The sequence below is a fragment of the Sphingomonas sp. SP4 genome (assembly GCF_058313375.1).
Genome location: NZ_JBZFLE010000002.1, coordinates 117,555 through 138,418, shown reverse-complemented (window position 1 = coordinate 138,418; position 20,864 = coordinate 117,555). Strand labels below are relative to the sequence as shown.

General features: G+C 63.6%; 14 protein-coding genes. 8 read left to right on the top strand and 6 right to left on the bottom strand.

Features of this window, described 5'->3' with window-relative positions; translation table 11 throughout:
* Positions 1 to 41: 41 nt before the first annotated feature.
* The 3 genes from AC4GYV_RS09905 to AC4GYV_RS09895 all read right to left on the bottom strand — a co-directional run bounded on the left by AC4GYV_RS09905 (position 42) and on the right by AC4GYV_RS09895 (position 4,682).
* Positions 42 to 767 (bottom strand): DsbA family protein, encoded by a 726-nt coding sequence (locus tag AC4GYV_RS09905; RefSeq protein WP_491100549.1) that lies wholly within the window; start codon positions 765 to 767, stop codon positions 42 to 44.
* Positions 767 to 2,146, bottom strand: coding sequence for a M48 family metalloprotease (locus AC4GYV_RS09900; RefSeq protein WP_491100548.1), 1,380 nt, complete (start codon positions 2,144 to 2,146; stop codon positions 767 to 769). Before AC4GYV_RS09900 ends, AC4GYV_RS09905 begins: the two co-directional genes overlap by 1 nt.
* 67 nt (positions 2,147 to 2,213) lie before the next feature.
* Positions 2,214 to 4,682, bottom strand: coding sequence for an Rne/Rng family ribonuclease (locus tag AC4GYV_RS09895; protein WP_491100547.1), 2,469 nt, complete (start codon positions 4,680 to 4,682; stop codon positions 2,214 to 2,216).
* Between the two features lie 50 nt (positions 4,683 to 4,732).
* Between AC4GYV_RS09895 and AC4GYV_RS09890 the strand changes: the two genes are divergently transcribed.
* The 5 genes from AC4GYV_RS09890 (at position 4,733) to AC4GYV_RS09870 (ending at position 10,536) form a co-directional block, all read left to right on the top strand.
* Positions 4,733 to 4,903 carry a hypothetical protein gene (locus tag AC4GYV_RS09890; protein ID WP_491100546.1) on the top strand — a complete coding sequence of 57 codons (171 nt, stop codon included), beginning with the start codon at positions 4,733 to 4,735 and terminating at the stop codon, positions 4,901 to 4,903.
* A gap of 227 nt (positions 4,904 to 5,130) precedes the next feature.
* A complete protein-coding gene (locus AC4GYV_RS09885) occupies positions 5,131 to 6,009 on the top strand; it encodes an N-acetylmuramoyl-L-alanine amidase family protein (protein ID WP_491100545.1) in 879 nt (292 codons plus the stop codon).
* A 42-nt stretch (positions 6,010 to 6,051) separates the two neighbouring features.
* Complete coding sequence (locus tag AC4GYV_RS09880) at positions 6,052 to 8,673, top strand: penicillin-binding protein 1A (RefSeq protein WP_491100544.1); 2,622 nt, start codon at positions 6,052 to 6,054, stop codon at positions 8,671 to 8,673.
* A gap of 41 nt (positions 8,674 to 8,714) precedes the next feature.
* Complete coding sequence (gene prfB / locus AC4GYV_RS09875; protein ID WP_491100543.1) at positions 8,715 to 9,842, top strand: peptide chain release factor 2; 1,128 nt, start codon at positions 8,715 to 8,717, stop codon at positions 9,840 to 9,842.
* Positions 9,832 to 10,536, top strand: coding sequence for a methyltransferase domain-containing protein (locus tag AC4GYV_RS09870; protein WP_491100542.1), 705 nt, complete (start codon positions 9,832 to 9,834; stop codon positions 10,534 to 10,536). The genes prfB and AC4GYV_RS09870 overlap by 11 nt, the downstream gene beginning before the upstream one ends.
* Here the strand turns inward: AC4GYV_RS09870 and AC4GYV_RS09865 are convergent.
* Positions 10,528 to 10,932, bottom strand: coding sequence for a JAB domain-containing protein (locus tag AC4GYV_RS09865; RefSeq protein ID WP_491100541.1), 405 nt, complete (start codon positions 10,930 to 10,932; stop codon positions 10,528 to 10,530). The genes AC4GYV_RS09870 and AC4GYV_RS09865 overlap by 9 nt on opposite strands.
* Positions 10,933 to 11,047: 115 nt before the next feature.
* Between AC4GYV_RS09865 and AC4GYV_RS09860 the strand changes: the two genes are divergently transcribed.
* From AC4GYV_RS09860 to AC4GYV_RS09850, 3 genes are all read left to right on the top strand, one after another.
* Positions 11,048 to 11,842: a thymidylate synthase gene (locus AC4GYV_RS09860; protein ID WP_491100540.1), complete on the top strand. Its 795-nt coding sequence runs from the start codon at positions 11,048 to 11,050 to the stop codon at positions 11,840 to 11,842.
* 78 nt (positions 11,843 to 11,920) lie between these two features.
* Positions 11,921 to 12,064: an entericidin A/B family lipoprotein gene (locus AC4GYV_RS09855; protein WP_491100539.1), complete on the top strand. Its 144-nt coding sequence runs from the start codon at positions 11,921 to 11,923 to the stop codon at positions 12,062 to 12,064.
* Positions 12,065 to 12,127: 63 nt separating this feature from the next.
* Complete coding sequence (locus tag AC4GYV_RS09850; protein ID WP_491100538.1) at positions 12,128 to 12,268, top strand: entericidin A/B family lipoprotein; 141 nt, start codon at positions 12,128 to 12,130, stop codon at positions 12,266 to 12,268.
* An 80-nt stretch (positions 12,269 to 12,348) separates the two neighbouring features.
* On the opposite strand, the gene rpoC is transcribed toward AC4GYV_RS09850, so the two are convergent.
* Entirely contained in the window at positions 12,349 to 16,620 is a 4,272-nt protein-coding gene (rpoC, locus tag AC4GYV_RS09845) for a DNA-directed RNA polymerase subunit beta' (protein ID WP_491100537.1), read from the bottom strand.
* Between the two features lie 52 nt (positions 16,621 to 16,672).
* On the bottom strand, positions 16,673 to 20,845 hold the full coding sequence (gene rpoB, locus AC4GYV_RS09840) for a DNA-directed RNA polymerase subunit beta (RefSeq protein ID WP_491100536.1): 4,173 nt from the start codon (positions 20,843 to 20,845) through the stop codon (positions 16,673 to 16,675).
* Between the last annotated feature and the right edge of the window lie 19 nt (positions 20,846 to 20,864).

The following is a 20,864-nucleotide window of genomic DNA, read 5'->3' as shown; positions in this document are numbered from 1 at the left end:
GGCGGTAACGGCCTGCCGTGAACCTTGTTCCTGAGGGTCGGTCAGGCCTTCTTGCGAGCCTGCTCGATCGCCTGTTTGAGCGCGTCGTAGCCGACTGCGCCGTTCAACACCTTGTCGCCAACGATGAACAGCGGCGTGCCCGTCGCGCCGAGCTTGCTCGCGAGGGAGAAGTTGCGCTTCAGCTCTTCCTCTGCCTGCGGATCGTTCTGGGGCGTCGGCGCGATCCCCGCCGCCTGCGCAGCGCGCGCGTTGGTTTCGGGGGAGGGACGGCCGGCCGCCCAGAGCGTGTCGTGGAATTGTGCGAAGCGCCCGAGCTTCGAAGCTTCGAGCGACAGGCGCGCTGAGGTCAGGCTATCGGGACCCAGGATCGGAAGCTCGCGATAGACGACGCGCAGGCCTTTATCTTCCTTGAGCAGGCGGTCGACGTGCGGATTGCTCGCCTTGCAGTAAGGGCAGGCGTAGTCGAAAAATTCAACGAGCGTGACTTCGGGCTTGGCGGCACCGCGCCAGGAGCTCGCGAAGGGCGTCTCGATGTCAGCGCGGTTCGCTGCGAGGATCGGCGCATATTGCGCGTCATGCAGGGCGTCGGCGGCGTCTGTGAGGATGGCCGGGTCGGACAGAAGGCCTTGGCGGACGATGCGGCTGGCCAGGAAATCGGGTGCTGCGAAGATCAGGAGCGCAGCTGTCAGAAGCGCGCCGATGAGCCCCCCTGCGATCGCCGCCCCGAAATTTCCCCGCCTGGGCGGCGCCGCTGTGGTGTCGTTCACTAGTCTCTGTCTTTCTTCTTTTTCGCCAATTCGGTCTTCGACACCATGGCAATGTCCTGCGCCCGAAGCCAGTCGGGCGTTCCGGCGGGAATACCCTGCATCGCGATCTGGGCGCTTGCCAGCGCCAGCTTCGGATTGCCCTCCAGATTGTTGCGCTCGGCCGTCGCGAGCTGTGCCCGAGCCTCGTCGCCCTCGTGGTCGTAAATGATGCCGAGCTGATACCAGGCGAACGGGTCCTGATTGTCCTTGTTCACGGCGACCTTCAGGATCTGCTTGGCTTCGGTGAAGTTCTTCGGGTCCTCGGTCGCGACCAAGGCATGACCGAGCATCGCCGCGATCATCGGCGCATCGCCTGAGCGGTCGACGGCCTCGCGCAATATCGGGATCGCATCGTTGGGCTTCCCATCCTCGAGCAGGATTTGGCCTTTGAGCTCGAGGAAGAAGGGGTCATGCGGATCGGTCTTGAGCAATGCGTCGGCTTCGGACTGCGCCTTCGCCGGATAGCCGCCTAAGTGATAAGCGTAAGCACGCGCATAGTGAGCGGGCACGCTCTGGTCGCTCTCCGGATATTTCGTCACCGCCTGCCGGGGGTCGACGTAACCCAAGAGCTTGCCTTTCACCCGCTGGAAGCTGGCCTCAAGCTTGGGATCGGTCGGCTTGCCCCAGGCGGGATCCGCTTTCAGCTTCTGCTCAAGGGCCTGGATCCGCTCGGAGTTCAGCGGGTGGTCGCGGTCGAAGCTGTCCTTGGAGTAGATCGCCAGCCGGTACTCGTAATTCTGAAGCTTGCCGAAGAAATCGAGCATCCCCTTGCCGTTGACGCCCGCCTTCGAGAGGAAGCGTGCCGCGGATGCGTCGGCAGTCGCCTCCTGGACGCGGGTGAAGGCCATCAGGTTACCGACGGCGGCGCGCTGACCCGCCATCAGGACGCCCATCGCTGCCTCGCCAGCACCAGCGGCAGCGGCTGCAGCGGCGAGCACGAGCGACAGGATGCTGATTCCGGTCGCCTGCTTGGCGCCGCTTTCGGCCCGGATAGAGTCGCCGGCGACCACGTGGCCAAGCTCGTGAGCGACGACGCCCTGGACCTGGTTGATATTGTCTGCAGCCAGCAGCAGGCCCGTCTGGAGATAGACCGTCTGGCCCTGTGCGACGAAGGCGTTGATCTCGGGATCGTTGAGCAGGACAACGTTGACGCTGTTCGGGTCGAGCCCAGCAGCAACGATCAGCGGCCGCGACATCTGCTTGAACAGCAGCTCGGTCTCGGTGTCGCGGAGGACCTGAGGTCCTGAATCGCCTTGCGCCGTTGCCGGCGGCGTGACGGACAGAGCGAGCAGCAGCGCCATCATGAAGAGGCGCGCGAAGCGGGCGACCGGCGAGCTCATCACCGGTCGCTTACCATTTTTTCGCCTGAACCAACCATGAAAAGGCGGGGTTCAACGCCCGTCCGGCTCAGCCGAACGTGCGCTGCCACCAGCCGCGGCGCGGCTCGCCGTCATCTTCCTCGGCCGTATCGTTGTTGGCCGCAGGGACGGCCGCAGGCTCTGGAGCCGGTGCGGGCGCTTCCTCCTCAGCAGGAGCTGGTGCGGCAGCCGCCTTGGTGCGGCGCTTGCGCGCCGGCTTGGCGGGAGCAGCTTCCTCGACTGCGGTTTCGGCCGGCGGGGCCTCAGCTGGAGCGGGCTCCGGCACGGCAACTTCGGCTGCCGCCTCAGTCTTCTTCGAGCGGCGACGCTTCGGCTTCGCTTCCTTGGCAGGCTGGGTCTCTGCGATCGGCGGCTCTTCGTCGATCGGGCGCTCGACCATCGGCGAGCTGTCCGGCTCGACCGAAGCCTCGCTCGGCTCGACAGCTTCAGCGTCCGCACCGCCAGCCTTGCGGCGGCGACGACGGCGGCCGCGGCTCGGGGCCTCATCCTCCGTCGCTTCTGCCTCGACGGTAGCGACGGCTTCCTCGCTTTCGGCCACGGCCGGCTGCTCGTCCTCGCCCTCGGCGCCGCCTTCCTGCTGCGCTTCGCCTTCCCGGCGGCGTCCGCGGCCACCGCGGCGCCGGCGACGACGGCGACGGCCCTGACGCTCTTCGGAGCGCTCAGTCCTGTCCTCGGCCTCTTCTTCCTCATCCAGCTCTTCGTCGAGCGCTTCGATCTCTTCGAGATCCTCCTCGATCGGCGTTGGTTCCTGCACCGGTCGCGGCGCAACCACCGGACGCGGTCCGGAGCTGTCGACGGTCATCCGAGCGCCCTCGAAGCTCTCGTCGATCAGGATCTCGATGGAAACACCGTAGCGCTGTTCGATATCCGCGAGCTCTGCACGCTTCTTGTTGAGCACATAGACGGCAGCCTCGCGGCCAGCGCGCAGGCATACCTTCTCGCCACGGCCACGCGCGGACTCGTCCTCAATCATGCGAAGCGCTGAGAGGCCCGCCGAAGCGGCGGTGCGCATCAGGCCGGTGCCTTCGCAGTGCGGGCAGGCCTTGGTCGATGCCTCGAGTACGCCGGTGCGTAGTCGCTGGCGGCTCATTTCCATCAGGCCAAAGCTGGAGATGCGGCCGACCTGGATGCGGGCGCGGTCGTTCTTGAGCGCCTCCTTCATCGCCTTCTCGACCTTCCTGACATGGCTGTTCTGTTCCATGTCGATGAAGTCGATGACGACGAGGCCGGCCATGTCGCGCAGCCTCAGCTGCCGCGCGATTTCCTGCGCGGCTTCGAGGTTCGTGTTGTAGGCCGTCTGCTCGATGTTGTGCTCGCGGGTCGAACGCCCGGAGTTAATGTCGATTGAGACCAGCGCTTCGGTCGGATTGATGACCAGGTAGCCGCCCGACTTCAACTGGACGACCGGCTGGTACATGGCGCTGAGCTGGTCCTCGACACCGTAGCGCTGGAACAAGGGCGTGGTCTCGGTGTGGACCTTCACCCGCCGTACGTGGCTCGGCATCAGCAGCTTCATGAAGCCTCGGGCGGCTTTGTAGCCTTCCTCGCCCTCGACGATCACTTCCTCGATGTCGCGGTGATAGAGGTCGCGGATCGCCCGCTTGATGAGGTCGCTGTCCCGATAGATCAGGGCAGGGGCGGTGCTTCCGAGCGTCCGCTCGCGGATCTCGTCCCACAGACGCGCGAGATAATCGAAGTCGCGCTTGATCTCGACCTTGGTGCGCGACAGGCCAGCGGTGCGCACGATCAAACCCATGGTCGACGGCAGCTTGAGGTCGGTCATGATCGACTTCAGGCGCTTGCGGTCGGCACCGTTCGAGATCTTTCGGGAAATGCCGCCGCCGTGGCTCGTGTTCGGCATCAGCACGCAATAGCGGCCGGCGAGGCTGAGATAGGTGGTCAGCGCAGCACCCTTGTTGCCACGCTCTTCCTTCACGACCTGAACGAGCAGCACCTGACGGCGCTGGATGACGTCCTGAATCTTGTAGCGGCGGCGCAGCGCCTGACGCTTCTTGCGCAACTCGTCCGCCGCGGATTCATCCACCGGTGAGCGGTTTGAGCCCGTGCCGGCCTCTGCCGGCCCTTCGCCGCCTTCCCCATTTTCGTCCTCGGATACCTCCGAAGCTTCTTCGTCGCTCTCGACGACTTCCTCATCGGACTCGTATTCCGCGTCCAGCTCAGCGGCGCGGAGCCGCTCTTCCTCGGCTGCGTGCTCGGCTTCCTCACGGAGCAGCGCCTCGCGATCGGCCTTCGGGATCTGATAATAATCCGGGTGGATTTCGCTGAAAGCCAGGAAGCCGTGGCGGTTTCCGCCATAGTCTACGAACGCCGCCTGAAGCGACGGTTCGACCCTGGTTACCTTGGCTAGATAGATATTTCCTTTGAGCTGCTTGTGCTCGGCGGACTCGAAATCAAATTCCTCGATCCGGTTTCCCTTGACGACTGCGACCCGGGTCTCCTCCGGGTGGCGCGCGTCGATCAGCATGCGCATGGACATTGAATAGTCTCCGTGCGCGCCTGTGCATCCGGCTCTGCCGGCGGCGCGCGATGATTGTGGCCACGCCGGCTCGACTGGAGCCGAAGGCGGTGGCGATATTGTTTGAAAGCGCTTCTGCTGAATGGACCATCGCGCGTCTCGGCGCAGGGAACGCGTCTGCCGTCTCGCTGGAGATCGGCAAGAAAGCGTTCTGTGGCATCATTACAGCGTCAACCTCGTAGACCGCCGCGGACGCTTGCACTGGTCGCGGCATAGATTCTCCGGATACCGGAGATCGCATTCGGGTTAGCATCCCGACCGATGCGCCGCAACCGTTGCTGCGCCGCAACGCATCTTCGATATGGTGGCACGATCGCCGAACTGCCATAGGCTAAATTTCGCTTTAACCAGAATGGCGTGATAGGTTGGGCTCGGCTCAAGGGACTGGCGAAGCTTCGTGAATTTTTCAGTGACCAAAAGGACGGCTGTTGCAGGCGGAGCGGCGACTCTGGTCGCGCTTGTGGCGCTGAGCGTCGCCGTTGCTTCGAGCCGCAGCGGAGCTGCGTCTGCCGACGATGGGGTCGCGACAGCAGGGGAGGGGCGCCAGGCCAGCCTGACGGTCGATCTACCGCCGCCCGTGAACGACCGAATTTATGGCGCTCCGACAGCGCAGGGCCGCCCGATCGTCGTGATCGACGCGGGTCACGGCGGCCGCGACCCGGGCGCTCGGAGCGTGTCCGGAGGGGCCGCCGAGAAGGACCTCACCCTGGCTCTGGCGCGCGACCTTAGGGACAAATTGGTAGAGCGCGGCCGCGTCAGGGTCGCGCTGACCCGTGACGGCGACGATTATCTGACGCTCGACGACAGAGCGGCAGTAGCGCGAAGGCTCGAAGCCGCGATGTTCGTGTCGCTGCACATGGATAGCGCGCCAAATCCGCTGGCTCGCGGCGCGAGCGTCTATTCCCTGTCCGACATCGCTTCGGACGCCGAGGCTGCGCAACTGGCTGCCAAGCAGAATGCCGGGCTCGACATCGGTCAAAGCAACGGCTCGGTCGACTCGATCCTGTCGGAGCTGGGCATGCGATCGCAGATGAGTGCGTCGGCTGACCTGGCATCGCGTTTCGTTAAACGGGCGGCGGGTCGATTTGAGCTTCGGCCGGAGCCGCACCGCTTTGCCGCATTCCATGTGCTTCGGAGGGCAGGGACGCCGGCCGTCTTGTTCGAGGCCGGCTATCTCAGCAACGTGGATGACGAAGTGCTTCTGCGCGATCCGAAGCATCGTTCCGACATCGCGCTGGCGTTGGCGCAGGCAATCGAAGCAGACGTTGCTGCGCACGCACGCCGTTAATCACTTTTCGGTGGCAATCGAACAGGCTAGACGCGTCAACGAATGAAGTTCGAGCGCCTGAACGTTCCCCAGTGGCCGCTGCCCGATTTCGTCGCCTTCAATCAGAGGGTGCGCGATCGGCTCGATCCCTGGTGGGCACGCCGCTGGATTCGCTGGATCACCTACGCGATTGCGACCGGGTTTGCCCTGTTCGCCGCCATGTGGATCTATTTCGCCAGCGGCCTGCCTTCGTCCCAGACGTTGCTTGCCTATCAGCCGCCGCTGCCGACCAACGTCCGCGGCTATGACGGAACGCCGGTTCAGACATTCGCCCGAGAGCGCCGGGTCGAGCTGGCCTATGACGAGATCCCGCCGCTGGTCGTCCACGCCTTCATCTCGGCGGAAGATAAGAACTTCTTCCAGCATCACGGCATCGACGTCCCGGGCCTGATTGGCGCGGTTGCCGATTTCGCCTTTAAATCGGTCACCGGCGGCGGCCGCGCGAAGGGCGGGTCGACCATCACCCAGCAGGTCGCCAAATATCTGCTAAAGGATTCGAGCTACAACGTCGGCCGCAAGGCGCGTGAGGCGATCCTCGCCTTCCGTCTGGAATCGACGCTGAGCAAGGAACAGATCCTCGAGATCTATCTCAACTCGATCTTCCTCGGCCGCAACGCCTACGGCATCCAGGCCGCAGCCCGCGCCTATTTCGACAAGGACGTGAATGAGCTGACGCTGCCGGAAGCCGCCTATCTGGCGGTGCTTCCGAAGGCGCCGTCCAACTACGACCCCGTTCGCGCGACGCAGAAAGCGCTCGACCGCCGCAATTATGTGCTGCGGGAGATGTACCGGAATGGCTACATCTCCGAAGACCAGTGGAAGTCAGCCGCGGCGACGCCGCTCGGTACCATCCGCTACGGCAGCAATGAGAAGTTCCAGCAGCAGGGCGGCTACTTCATGGAAGAAGTGCGCCGCGAGTTGATCAAGCAGTTTGGCGAAGGCGCCGACGACGGGCCGAACAGCCTTTACGCGGGCGGACTATGGGTTCGTTCGTCGATGAACCCGATGATGCAGGATGCCGCGGCGCAGGCGCTTCGCGATGGACTAATCAAGTTCGGCGGCGGCACGAGCTGGAAGGATCTCGGCAAGAGCATCGACCTCAATGGGGATTGGGCAGGCCAGTTGGACCGGACGCCGGTCGGCACCGGCTATCCTGACTGGAAAAAGGCAGTCGTGCTGACGAAGACCAGTAGCGACGCGACGATCGGCTTCTCGAATGGTTCGCGGGGGAACCTGCCGGCCTCGGGCGCCTCGGTCCCAGTGCGCGGTGAGGGCGGCGTCGCTTTCGATTCCCTTAGACCCGGCATGGTCATTATCGTGAAAGAGGCTGCGCCGGGCTCATGGCAGCTGAAGTCGGCTCCGCAGATTTCGGGCGGCATGCTGGTCGAGGAAGTCCACACGGGCCGTGTCCTCGCAATGCAGGGTGGGTTCGACGTTGTCGGTTCAAGCTACAACCGTGCCGTCCAGGCGCTCCGTCAGCCCGGCTCTGCTTTCAAGCCGATCGTCTACGTGACGGCGCTCGAGAACGGCTTCACGCCCGCGACCATCGAAGAGGACGCGCCATTCTGCGTCTGGCAGGGCGCGGGCCTCGGCAACAAATGCTTCGTCAACTTCGACCGCCGGTCGGCAGGGCCGCACACGATGCGGTGGGGTGTCGAGCAGTCGCGTAACCTCATGACGGTCCGTGCGGCATCCACGGTCGGCATGGCCAAGATCACCGATACCGCGCGCAAGCTCGGCGTCGGCGACTACGGCAATTATCTGTCGTTCGCGCTGGGCGCCGGCGACACGACCGTTCTGCGCCTGACCAACGCTTATGCGATCCTCGCCAACCAGGGCCGCTCGGTGAAGCCGACCACCATCGATTATGTCCAGGACCGCAACGGCAAGGTCATCTTCCGCTCGGACAATCGCTGCGCGCTGATGGAAAATTGCAACGCGGCAGATTGGGACGGCAAGACGATGCCGCGCCCGCCGAGCCGGACCAAGCAGCTGCTCGACCCGATGGCGGCGTTCCAGATGGTCCACATCATGGAAGGTGTGATTCAGCGCGGTACCGCGACGGTGCTGCGCGATCTCAACCGGCCGCTGTTCGGAAAGACCGGCACGACCAATGGTCCGACCAATGTCTGGTTCGTCGGCGGAACGCCCGACATCGTTGCCGGCGTCTATCTTGGCTATGACCAGCCGAAGCCGATGGGCCATGCCGCGCAGGGCGGCAGGATTGCAGCGCCGGTATGGAAGCAGTGGGCACTGACCGCGCTGAAGGACCAGCCGAAGACGCCGTTCGTCGCGCCGCCAGGCATCCGCTGGGTGCGTATCGACCGCGCGTCCGGCAAGCGCGTGTTCGGCTCCTTCCCGACGCAGGAAGATCCGAAATCGTCGGTGATCTGGGAGGCATTCCAGCCCCAGACCGAGCCGCGCCGCAGCTTCGGTTCGGGGGGCGATCCATATAACCAGCAGGCCTATCAGGAGGCGCTGAAAGAGCGTCTTAGACAGATTCAGGAGATCAAGCAGCGGCAGGCCGGTGGCGGCAGTGCGGCGGCGGCTCCGGCGAGGACCGTCACGCAACCCGTTCCGCAGCCCCAGCCTGCAGCGCCCTTGCCAACACAGAACGCCCTCTAATAGGGCTGTTCTCCAAGTTAGCTTTCCAAGGGTTCTACGACATGCGCGCCGAAGCGCAGGCACATATCGACCAGATCAATGCAGCGACCGCACTGCTGCGCCGGTTCCTCGACTGGGACCGGGCGCTGAAGCGCCTGGACGAGTTGAACGCCAAGGTCGAAGACTCCACGCTCTGGGACAATCCCAAGGCGGCACAGGAAGTGATGCGCGAGCGGCGGCGGCTCGAAGAAGCCATCGGCGCGACGCAGACGCTGGAGCGCGAACTCGCCGACACGTCCGAGCTGATCGAGCTCGCCGAGAGCGAAGGCGACGACGCCTTGGTCGAAGAGGGGATCCGCAGCCTGGCCGAGCTTGCCGAGCGCGCCGATCGCGACAAGGTTGCCGCGCTTCTCGCGGGTGAAGCTGACGCGAACAGCAGCTATGTCGAAGTGAATGCCGGCGCGGGCGGCACCGAGAGCCAGGACTGGGCCGAGATGCTTCTGCGCATGTACACGCGCTGGGGCGAGCGGCACGGGTTCAAGGTCGAAATGATCGACCATCACTCGGGCGAGCAGGCCGGCATCAAGTCGGCGACGATCCTGGTGAAGGGCGAGAACGCCTACGGCAATCTGAAGGTCGAAAGCGGCGTGCACCGGCTGGTTCGCATCAGCCCGTACGACGCTAACGCTCGTCGCCACACCAGCTTCTCCAGCGTCTGGGTCTATCCGGAAGTCGATGACGACATCGACATTCAGGTCGAGGATAAGGACCTCAGGATCGACACCTATCGCGCGTCGGGCGCGGGCGGGCAGCACGTCAACACGACAGACAGCGCGGTTCGCATCACTCACGTTCCGACCGGCATCGTCGTCGCCTGTCAGAACGAGCGCTCACAGCACAAGAACCGTGCGTCGGCCATGAAGCAACTAAAGGCCAGGCTCTACGAAGCCGAGCTGCAGAAGCGAGAGGCCGAAGCCAATGCTGCGAATGCCGCCAAGACCGACATCGGCTGGGGCCACCAGATCCGTTCCTACGTGCTTCAGCCCTATCAGCTGGTCAAAGACCTCCGCACCGGCGTCACGTCGACATCGCCTAGCGACGTGCTCGACGGAGATCTCGACCGCTTCATGGCCGCGGCCCTCTCGCAGCGCGTGACCGGCGAGACCGTCGAGGTAGAGGATGTCGATTAGGGCGTTTGTTCTCACGTCCCTTGTCATCCTGGCCGGTTGCCGCGCGCAGCCGACTGCACCTCACTTTCCCAATGCACAGCGTGACGTCGCACCGATCGTCGGCGATACCTTCTCGACCGAAGACGCTCGGGATCGCGCGGGCGAGGCCGAAGAGGTCATGGAGCTTGCCCAACTGAAACCGGGCATGTCGGTCGCCGACGTTGGGGCGGGCGAGGGCTATTACACGGTGCGCCTGGCGCCTGTTGTCGGCGCGAAGGGTAGGGTGCTCGCAGAGGACATCCTGCCGAACGTCCGCGATTCCCTCATGGATCGGGTCCAGCGGGAGAGACTCGATAATGTCGCGGTAAAGCTGGGTACGCCGGACAATCCGATGCTGCCTGCGCAGTCGTTCGACCGCGTGTTCCTCGTCCACATGTATCATGAGGTGCAATCGCCCTACGCCTTCCTCTGGCACCTCCGCGATGGCGTGAAGCCCGATGGCCTGGTGGTGGTGGTGGATTCGAACCGGCCCGTGAAGCGGCACGGCATCCCGCCCGAGCAGCTCAAATGTGAGTTCGGCGCGCTCGGAATGGATTTGGTGAAATTTCGAATGTTGAGCAGTGGCGACGTCTACTTCGCGTCGTTCCGCGTCGCTCGGCCGAAGCCTGCACCTGACAAGATCGTGCCCTGTCCGGAACCCAAGGACCTACAATAGACCGATCTGACGGAAGCTGGTGCATTCCGTCCCTGCGAAGATGAGATGATCGAGGATCGTGCAGTCGAGCGCCTCTGCCGCAGTGGCAAGGCGGCGTGTCGATCGGCAGTCGGAGTCACTTGGGCGCGGGTCTCCGCTGGGGTGATTGTGAGCGAGGAGGATGCCTGCGCTTCGATGCAACGCGGCGTCGACGATGATTTCTCTTAACGGAAACTCAGCCCCGCTTTCGTCCCCTGGATGCCGTGAGAGATGCACGCATCGGGACTCTTCGTCGACATGCGCGACCCACAGACTCTCGCGTGAGCAGTCCTCGTCGGCCATGCACCCGGCCAAGAAATCTCGCGCGGCTGCAAGGCCGTCAAGCTTTAGGGGGAGTTCGACACGCTGGTACCGCATGATGGATCAATTACGCACAAGCTGTTGCTCCGCCCATTTGAATTGTGTCCGAAATGAACATTCAAAGCGGATCAATCTCCTTTGACGATCGCAGCGCCGCGATTAGGGTATCGGCATGCAGCAGTATCTCGACCTCATGCAGAGGATCCTCGACGAGGGAGTCGAGCAGCAGGACCGCACCGGGACAGGCACTTTGTCGACCTTCGGCGCGCAGATGCGCTTCGATCTGGCGAAGGGTTTTCCGCTGCTGACGACGAAGAAGCTGCATCTGAGGTCGATCATCGTCGAGCTGCTGTGGTTCCTGCGTGGCGACACCAACATTCGCTGGCTTAAGGATCGCAACGTCAGCATCTGGGACGAGTGGGCGGACGAAGAGGGCGATCTCGGCCCGGTCTACGGCAAGCAATGGCGTAACTGGGAGACCTCAGATGGCCGTCACATCGACCAGATCAAGAACTTGATCGAGCTGATCCGCACCGATCCCTATTCACGCCGACAGATCGTCACCGCCTGGAACCCGGGCGAGATCGACCGCATGGCCCTCGCGCCCTGCCACTGCCTCTTCCAGACGCAGGTCGCTGCGGGAAGGCTTAACCTCCAGCTGTATCAGCGCAGTGCCGACGTCTTCCTTGGCGTGCCGTTCAACATCGCGTCCTATGCGCTGCTGACCCACATGCTGGCCCGCGAATGCGGCCTGGAGCCGGGCGTGTTCGTGTGGACCGGGGGCGATTGCCATCTTTATTCCAACCATCTCGAGCAGGCGCGCCTGCAGCTGACTCGCGAGCTGCGCACGCTGCCGCGCCTCGTCATCAAGGATCGCGGGCAGGACCTTTTCAATTACGAGTCCGACGACTTCGTATTCGAGAATTACGAGCCGCATCCGCACATCTCGGCGCCAGTGGCGGTCTGACCGACGACAGATTGCGGCGCCGGAATGGAGCCGTTCCCAATCCGCTGCGTTACCCTTTGCCGTTAGAGGAGGACGCACATGTTCCAGAAAGTTACTACCGGCCTGCTTATCGGCACGGCACTTGTACTTGCAGCCTGTAACACGGTCCGCGGTGCTGCCCGCGACGTCAACTCGGTCGCAAACTGCACCGAGAATGCGATTAACGGCAGCCAGCACTGTTAAGCTGCTAGACAAATTACAGCCGTTAGCCATGATCGTTCCGGGCCTTTAATGGGAGGATCGATCATGGTTCGTAAGGTTGTGACGGTGTTGTTGATTGGCGGAGCCCTCGGGATCGCCGCCTGCAACACGGTCCGCGGAGCGGCCGCCGACGTCAATTCGGCAGCCACCTGCACCGAAAACGCGATGCACGGAGGCCGCTGCTAAGCAGCAGTCAAACCGAGGCAAAAGAAAAGCCCCGCCGGATTGCTCCGGCGGGGCTCATTCTTTGGGCCTAACGCCTACCTTCAGTCCTGAAGATAGTCGCCCGCGTCAGCGTCGAGGCCATGGCCGCTCGGCACGACCTCGGCGAGCGGGTCGTCACCAGTACCGGTGTCTTCACGCGGCGTGCGTGCCAGCTCCGCAGCGCGAAGCTCCTCGGCCGAGTCCGGAGCGATGAGCGCCTCCTGCATGCGGCGGTGAGCCGCGCGCAGGGCCGTGTCACGCGACGAGGCAGCGACGCGCAGGCGGTTCATGCCTGCACCCGTGCCCGCCGGGATCAGGCGGCCGACGATGACGTTCTCCTTGAGGCCGTCGAGCGTGTCGACCTTGCCCTGGACTGCAGCCTCGGTCAGCACGCGGGTCGTCTCCTGGAACGACGCCGCGGAGATGAAGCTGCGGGTCTGGAGCGACGCCTTGGTGATGCCGAGCAGCACCGGCTTACCTTCGGCCTTCTTCTGGCCCTTGGTGAGCTTGGAGTTGTTCTCGTCCATCTCCTCGCGATCGACCTGCTCGCCCGCCAGCAGCGTGGTGTCGCCGCCGTCGGTGATCTCGACCTTCTGCAGCATCTGGCGAACGATCACCTCGATGTGCTTGTCGTTGATCTTCACGCCCTGCAGTCGATAGACTTCCTGGATCTCGCTCACGAGGTACTCAGCGAGAGCCTCGACGCCGAGGACTTCCAGGATGTCGTGCGGATCAGGCGAACCGCCGACGAGGTTGTCGCCGCGCTTCACATAATCGCCTTCCTGGACCTCGATCATCTTCGACTTCGGCACGAGATACTCGACCGGATCCGAACCATCGTCCGGAACGATCGCGATCTTACGCTTCGCCTTGTAGTCGCGCATGAAAGTGACCTTGCCGGACACCTTGGCGATGATCGCATTCTCCTTCGGCTTGCGGGCCTCGAAGAGCTCGGCGACGCGCGGCAGACCACCGGTGATGTCACGCGTACGCGCCGCTTCCCGCGGCATACGAGCGAGCACTTCGCCGGCTTCGACATGCTGACCGTCCTCGACCGCGATGATCGCGCCCGGGGCAAGCCGATAAACGCCCGCTTCCGTCGCCTTGTCGCCCGTGAGCGTGAGGCGCGGGTGCGGAGTGTCCTTTTTCGACTTCGCCGCGTCGTCGGTGACCACGCGCTGCGTGATACCCGTCGACTCGTCGACCTGCTCCGACATCGTCCGGTTCTCGATCAGGTCCTGGTACTTCACGGTACCCGCCTTCTCGGTGATCACCGGGCTGAACGAAGGGTCCCACTCAGCAATACGATCGCCGCGGCTGACGATGTGGCCGCTCTCGCACAGCAGGTGCGCACCGTAAGGCACGCGGTGCGTGGAGAGCTCACGGCCGTCCATGTCGAGGATCGCGATCTCACCCGAGCGTGACAGCGACAGGTGCCGCCCACGCGGGTCGACAATTGTCGGCATGTCGCGAAACTCGATCGTGCCGTCGACCGGCGCTTCGAGATTCGACTGCTCGTTGAGCTGCGCCGCGCCGCCGATGTGGAAGGTCCGCATCGTCAGCTGCGTGCCCGGCTCACCGATCGACTGAGCGGCAATGACGCCGACAGCCTCACCGATATTGACCGGCGTACCGCGAGCGAGGTCACGTCCGTAGCACTTGCCGCAGACGCCCTGCTTCGCACCGCAAACCAGCGGGCTGCGGATCTTCACGCCCTGAAGACCGATTTCCTCGATCTTCGCGACCATCGGCTCGTCGAGCAGCTCGCCCTCGGCGATGATGACTTCACCGCTCTTCGGATCGACGACGTCCTCGGCCAAGGTACGGCCCAGCACGCGGTCGCCAAGCGAAGCGATGACCGCGCCGCCCTGAACGATCGCCCGCATTTCGAGCGCACGGTCGGTGCCGCAATCCTCCTCGATGATCACGGCGTCCTGCGACACGTCGACGAGACGGCGGGTCAGGTAACCTGAGTTCGCCGTCTTGAGGGCCGTGTCTGCCAGGCCCTTGCGGGCGCCGTGGGTCGAGTTGAAGTACTCAAGGACGGTCAGCCCTTCCTTGAAGTTCGAGATGATCGGCGTTTCGATGATCTCGCCCGACGGCTTGGCCATGAGGCCGCGCATACCCGCGAGCTGCTTGATCTGGGCCTGCGAACCACGGGCACCGGAGTGAGCCATCATGTAGATCGAGTTCAGGTCAGCCTGACGTCCGTCCGGACGCTTCGGAGTGGCCTGGATCTCCTTCATCATGGCGCTGGCAACCTGGTCACCGCAACGCGACCAGGCGTCGATCACCTTGTTGTACTTTTCCTGCTGGGTGATCAGGCCGTCCTGATACTGCTGCTCGTAATCCTTCACGAGCGCGCGAGTTTCCTCGACGAGGCCTTCCTTCGCCTGCGGGATGACCATGTCGTCCTTGCCGAACGAAATGCCGGCCGCGAACGCGTGACGGAAGCCGAGCTGCATGATCGCGTCCGCGAACAGCACGGTCTCCTTCTGGCCGGTGTGGCGATAGACGATGTCGATGACGTCGCCGATCTCCTTCTTGGTCAGCACCTTGTTGACGGTCTCGAAGGGCACCTTGTGGCTCTTCGGGAGCGTCTCGCCGAGCAGCATGCGGCCCGCCGTCGTCTCGAAGCGCTTCATGTAGGTGTTGCCCTGCTCGTCCGTCTGCGGGACGCGGCTGATGATCTTCGAGTGAAGAGTCACGGCGCCGGCGGCGAGGGCCTGGTGGACCTCGGCCATGTCGCTGAGCATCATGCCCTGGCCGGGCTCATCCTCCTTCTCGAGGCTGAGATAGTAGAGGCCGAGAACCATGTCCTGCGACGGAACGATGATCGGCTTGCCGTTGGCGGGCGACAGGATGTTGTTGGTGGACATCATCAGGACGCGCGCTTCCAGCTGGGCCTCGAGGCTCAGCGGAACGTGCACGGCCATCTGGTCGCCGTCGAAGTCGGCGTTGAACGCGGCGCAGACCAGCGGGTGAAGCTGGATCGCCTTACCCTCGATCAGAACCGGCTCGAACGCCTGAATGCCGAGGCGGTGAAGCGTCGGCGCGCGGTTCAGCAGAACCGGATGCTCGCGGATCACTTCGTCGAGGATGTCCCAGACCTCCTTGCGCTCTTTCTCGACCCACTTCTTCGCCTGCTTCAGCGTCATGCTGAGGCCCTTGGCGTCGAGGCGCGAGTAGATGAACGGCTTGAAGAGCTCGAGCGCCATCTTCTTCGGCAGGCCGCACTGGTGCAGCTTCAGTTCCGGACCGGTCACGATGACCGAACGGCCCGAATAGTCGACGCGCTTGCCGAGCAGGTTCTGACGGAACCGGCCCTGCTTGCCCTTGAGCATATCGGACAGCGACTTCAGCGGACGCTTGTTGGCGCCCGTGATCGTGCGGCCGCGACGGCCGTTGTCGAACAGAGCGTCGACCGCTTCCTGAAGCATGCGCTTTTCGTTGCGGACGATGATGTCCGGCGCGCGCAGCTCCATGAGGCGCTTCAGACGGTTGTTACGGTTGATGACGCGACGATAGAGGTCGTTGAGGTCCGACGTCGCGAAGCGGCCGCCATCCAGCGGAACGAGCGGGCGAAGCTCCGGCGGAATGACCGGAATGACTTCCAGGATCATCCACTCGGGGCGGTTGCCGGACTCGAGGAAGCTCTCAACCACCTTCAGGCGCTTGATGATCTTCTTCGGCTTCAGCTCGGACTTGGTGACAGCCAGCTCTTCGAGGAGCGCCTTGCGCTCGCCCTCGAGGTCGAGGTCCATCAGCATCTGCTTGACGGCCTCTGCACCGATGCCGGCCGAGAAGGCGTCTTCGCCATATTCGTCCTGGGCGGCGAGAAGCTCGTCCTCGGTCAGGAGCTGGTACTTCTCGAGCGCGGTCAGGCCCGGCTCGATCACCACGTAGCTCTCGAAGTAGAGGACGCGCTCAAGCTGCTTCAGCTGCATGTCGAGCAGAAGGCCGATGCGGCTCGGAAGCGACTTCAGGAACCAGATGTGCGCGACGGGAGCGGCGAGCTCGATATGGCCCATACGCTCACGGCGGACCTTCGAGACGGTAACCTCGACGCCGCACTTCTCGCAGACGATTCCCTTGTACTTCATGCGCTTGTACTTGCCGCACAAGCATTCGTAGTCCTTGATCGGGCCGAAGATACGCGCGCAGAACAGGCCGTCACGCTCAGGCTTGAACGTGCGGTAGTTGATCGTCTCCGGCTTCTTGATCTCGCCGAAGGACCAGCTGCGGATCTTGTCCGGCGAAGCGATGCCGATCTTGATCTCGTCGAAGGTCTCCGGCTTGGCGATCGGGTTCGCGAAATTGGTCAGTTCGTTCATTTTTTACTCCTGACCCCTCCCGCGAAGGGGAGGGGTGTTGGAACCTGTTCAGTTATTCGGCGGCGATGGCGGTCGGCTCCGCGTCGGGATCCTCGACACTGTCGAGTTCGACGTTGAGACCGAGGCTGCGCATTTCCTTGACGAGCACGTTGAAGCTCTCCGGAATGCCGGCCTCGAACGTGTCGTCGCCCTTGACGATCGCCTCGTAGACCTTGGTGCGGCCGATCACGTCGTCCGACTTCACCGTCAGCATTTCCTGAAGGGTGTAGGCAGCGCCGTATGCCTGCAGCGCCCACACTTCCATCTCACCGAAGCGCTGTCCGCCGAACTGAGCCTTACCGCCCAGCGGCTGCTGGGTGACGAGGCTGTACGGCCCGATCGAGCGCGCGTGGATCTTGTCGTCCACAAGGTGGTGGAGCTTCAGCATGTAGATGTAGCCCACGGTCACCTGGCGATCGAACGGCTCACCGGTCCGGCCGTCGTACAGGGTGACTTGTCCCGACGTGTTGAGACCAGCCTTCTCCAGCATCGCGCTGACGTCCGGCTCACGGGCGCCGTCGAACACCGGCGTACCCATCGGAACGCCTGCGGTGAGGTTGGAGGCAAGCTCCATCACCGCATCGTCGTCACGGTTGTCGATGTCCTTGGCGTATCCGTCGCCATAGACGTCCTTCAGCTTGGTGCGGATCGCCTTCACGTCCTTGCCAGCAACGTCCTTGCCGCGCTCGTGCATGCCTTCGAGCAGTTCCTGGATCTGACGACCCAGCCCGCGCGACGCCCAGCCAAGGTGCGTCTCGAAGATCTGCCCAACGTTCATGCGCGACGGCACGCCTAGCGGGTTCAGAACGATGTCAGCGTGCGTCCCGTCTTCGAGGAACGGCATGTCCTCGATCGGCAGGATCCGGCTGATGACGCCCTTGTTGCCGTGACGGCCGGCCATCTTGTCGCCCGGCTGAAGCTTGCGCTTCACGGCTACGAAGACCTTGACCATCTTGAGCACGCCCGGCGGCAGCTCGTCGCCACGCTCCAGCTTCTCGACGCGGTCTTCGAAGCGGCGATTGATGACGTTCGCTGCCTCGTCGTACTGCGCCTTCAGCGCTTCGATATCCGCCTGGCGCTTGTCGTCCTTGACGGCGATCTTCCACCAGTCGTGACGCTCAGCAGCCTCGAGCGTGGCGTCGTCGAGGGTCGAACCCTTCTTGATCGCCTTCGGGGCAGCAGTCGCGACCTGGCCGATGAGCATCTCGCGAAGACGCGAGAAGGTGGCGCGGTTGAGGATCGCACGCTCGTCGTCGGCGTCCTTCTTCAGCCGCTCCTTCTCTTCGGTCTGGATGGCGCGGGTACGGTCGTCGATGTCGATGCCGTGCCGGTTGAACACGCGCACTTCAACGACGGTGCCGCTGACGCCCGGCGGGAGCCGGAGTGACGTGTCGCGGACGTCCGAAGCCTTCTCGCCGAAGATGGCGCGCAGAAGCTTCTCTTCCGGCGTCATCGGGCTTTCGCCCTTCGGCGTGATCTTGCCGACCAGGATATCGCCCGGCTCGACCTCGGCACCGATGTAGACGATGCCCGCCTCGTCGAGGTTGCGGAGCGCTTCCTCGCCGACGTTCGGAATGTCGCGGGTGATGTCTTCCGGCCCGAGCTTGGTGTCGCGGGCCATGACCTCGAACTCTTCGATGTGGATCGAGGTGAAGACGTCGTCCTTCACGATCCGCTCGGAGATCAGGATCGAGTCCTCATAGTTGTACCCGTTCCACGGCATGAACGCGACGAGCACGTTCCGGCCAAGCGCGAGCTCACCATATTCAGTCGACGGACCATCCGCGATGATCTCGCCGGCCTCGACCGTGTTACCGACCTTCACCAGCGGACGCTGGTTGATGCAGGTGTTCTGGTTCGAGCGCTGGAACTTCATCAGCGTGTAGATGTCGACGCCGGACTCACCCGGCTTCAGCTCGCCCGTCGCACGAACGACGATACGCGAAGCATCGACCTGGTCGACCACGCCCGAGCGGCGGGCCGCAATGGCCGCACCCGAGTCACGAGCAACCGTCTCTTCCATGCCGGTGCCGACCAGCGGCGCTTCCGCCTTGATCAGTGGCACGGCCTGACGCTGCATGTTCGAACCCATGAGAGCGCGGTTCGCGTCGTCGTTCTCGAGGAACGGGATGAGCGAGGCCGCGACCGAAACGAGCTGCTTCGGCGACACGTCCATCAGCGTGATCTGTTCGCGCGGAGCGATCAGGAACTCGCCGTTGCGGCGGGCCGAGATGATGTCCTCGGCAAAGCCGCCGTCCTTGGTGATCTCGGCGTTCGCCTGGGCGATCGTGTGCTTCGCCTCTTCCATCGCCGACAGGTAGACGACCTCGTTGGTCACCTTGCCGTCGACGACCTTGCGGTACGGCGTCTCGATGAAGCCGTACTTGTTCACGCGGCTGAAGCTGGCGAGCGAGTTGATGAGGCCGATGTTCGGACCTTCAGGCGTCTCGATCGGGCAGATACGGCCGTAGTGCGTCGGGTGAACGTCGCGGACCTCGAAGCCCGCGCGTTCACGGGTGAGACCACCCGGCCCGAGCGCCGAAACGCGGCGCTTGTGGGTGACTTCGGACAGCGGGTTGGTCTGGTCCATGAACTGCGAGAGCTGGCTGCTGCCGAAGAACTCGCGGACCGCGGCAACCGCCGGCTTCGCGTTGATAAGGTCGTTCGGCATGACCGTCGACACGTCGACGCTGCTCATGCGCTCCTTGACCGCACGCTCCATGCGGAGAAGGCCGACGCGATACTGGTTCTCGAGCAGCTCACCGACCGAGCGGACGCGGCGGTTGGCGAGATTGTCGATGTCGTCGATCTCGCCCTTGCCGTCCTTGAGGTTCACCAGCTCCTGGACGACCGCGAGGATGTCTTCCTTGCGCAGCGTCGTAACGGTGTCCTCGGCATCGAGGCCGAGGCGCATGTTGAGCTTTACGCGGCCAACCGCGGAAAGGTCATACCGCTCCGGATCGAAGAACAGGCCGTAGAAGAGCGCATCCGCAGTCTCGCGCGTCGGCGGCTCGCCGGGGCGCATGACGCGGTAGATGTCGGCCAGCGCGCTATCGCCGTCCTCGCTCTTGTCCGCCTTCAGCGTGTTGCGGATCCACGGACCCGTGTTGATGAAGTCGATGTCGAGCAGCTCGAGCGTCTTCACGCCGGCCGCGTCGAGCTTCGCGAGATTGTCCTCGCTGACTTCGTCGCCGGCCTCGATGTAGATCTCGCCGGTCTTCTCGTTGATCAGGTCGTAAGCCGAATAGCGGCCGAAGATCTCTTCAGTCGGGATGATGAGGTTCTTCACGCCATCCTTGGCGGCCTGGTTGGCGCGGCGCGGCGTGATCTTCTCATTCGCCTTGAAGATGACCTCGCCGGTGTCGGCGTCGACCACATCATGGTTCGGCTTCTGACCGCGCCATGCTTCGGCCGAGTAGGGGATCTGCCAGCCGTTCTTGCCGCGCACGTAGCTCACGCGCTTGTAGAAGGTGTTGAGGATCTCCTCGCTCGACATGCCGAGGGCATGAAGCAGGGCCGTCACCGGCAGCTTGCGCTTACGGTCGATGCGGACGTTGACGATGTCCTTGGCGTCGAACTCGAAGTCGAGCCAGCTGCCCCGGTACGGAATGACGCGCGCGGCGAAGAGATACTTGCCGCTGGCGTGGGTCTTGCCGCGGTCATGGTCGAACAGCACGCCCGGGCTGCGGTGCATCTGGGAAACGATGACGCGCTCGGTGCCGTTGATGATGAAAGTGCCGTTCATCGTCATGAGCGGCATGTCGCCCATGTAGACGTCCTGCTCCTTGATATCGATCACCGACTTGGCCTCGGTCTCCGGATCGATCTCAAAGGTGGTCAGGCGCAGGGTGACGCGCATCGGCGCGGCATAGGTCAGGCCGCGCTGGCGGCACTCGTCGGTGTCGTACTTCGGCTCTTCGAGCTCATAATGATCGAAGTCGAGGTGCGCCGTGCCGGCGAAGTCCATGATCGGGAACACCGAACGGAGCGTCTTCTCGAGACCGGAGACGTAACCCGTTGACGGGTCCGAGCGGAGGAACTGCTCGTAGCTCTCGCGCTGAACCTCGATGAGGTTCGGCATGTCGGAGATTTCGTGGATGTTGCCGAAGATCTTGCGGATACGCCGCGAGTTGGTCTTGAGCCCGCTCGTGGTCTTCCGCGGTGCGTCGATCGCTTTGGTGGCCATGTGCTTCCCTGCGCTGCGC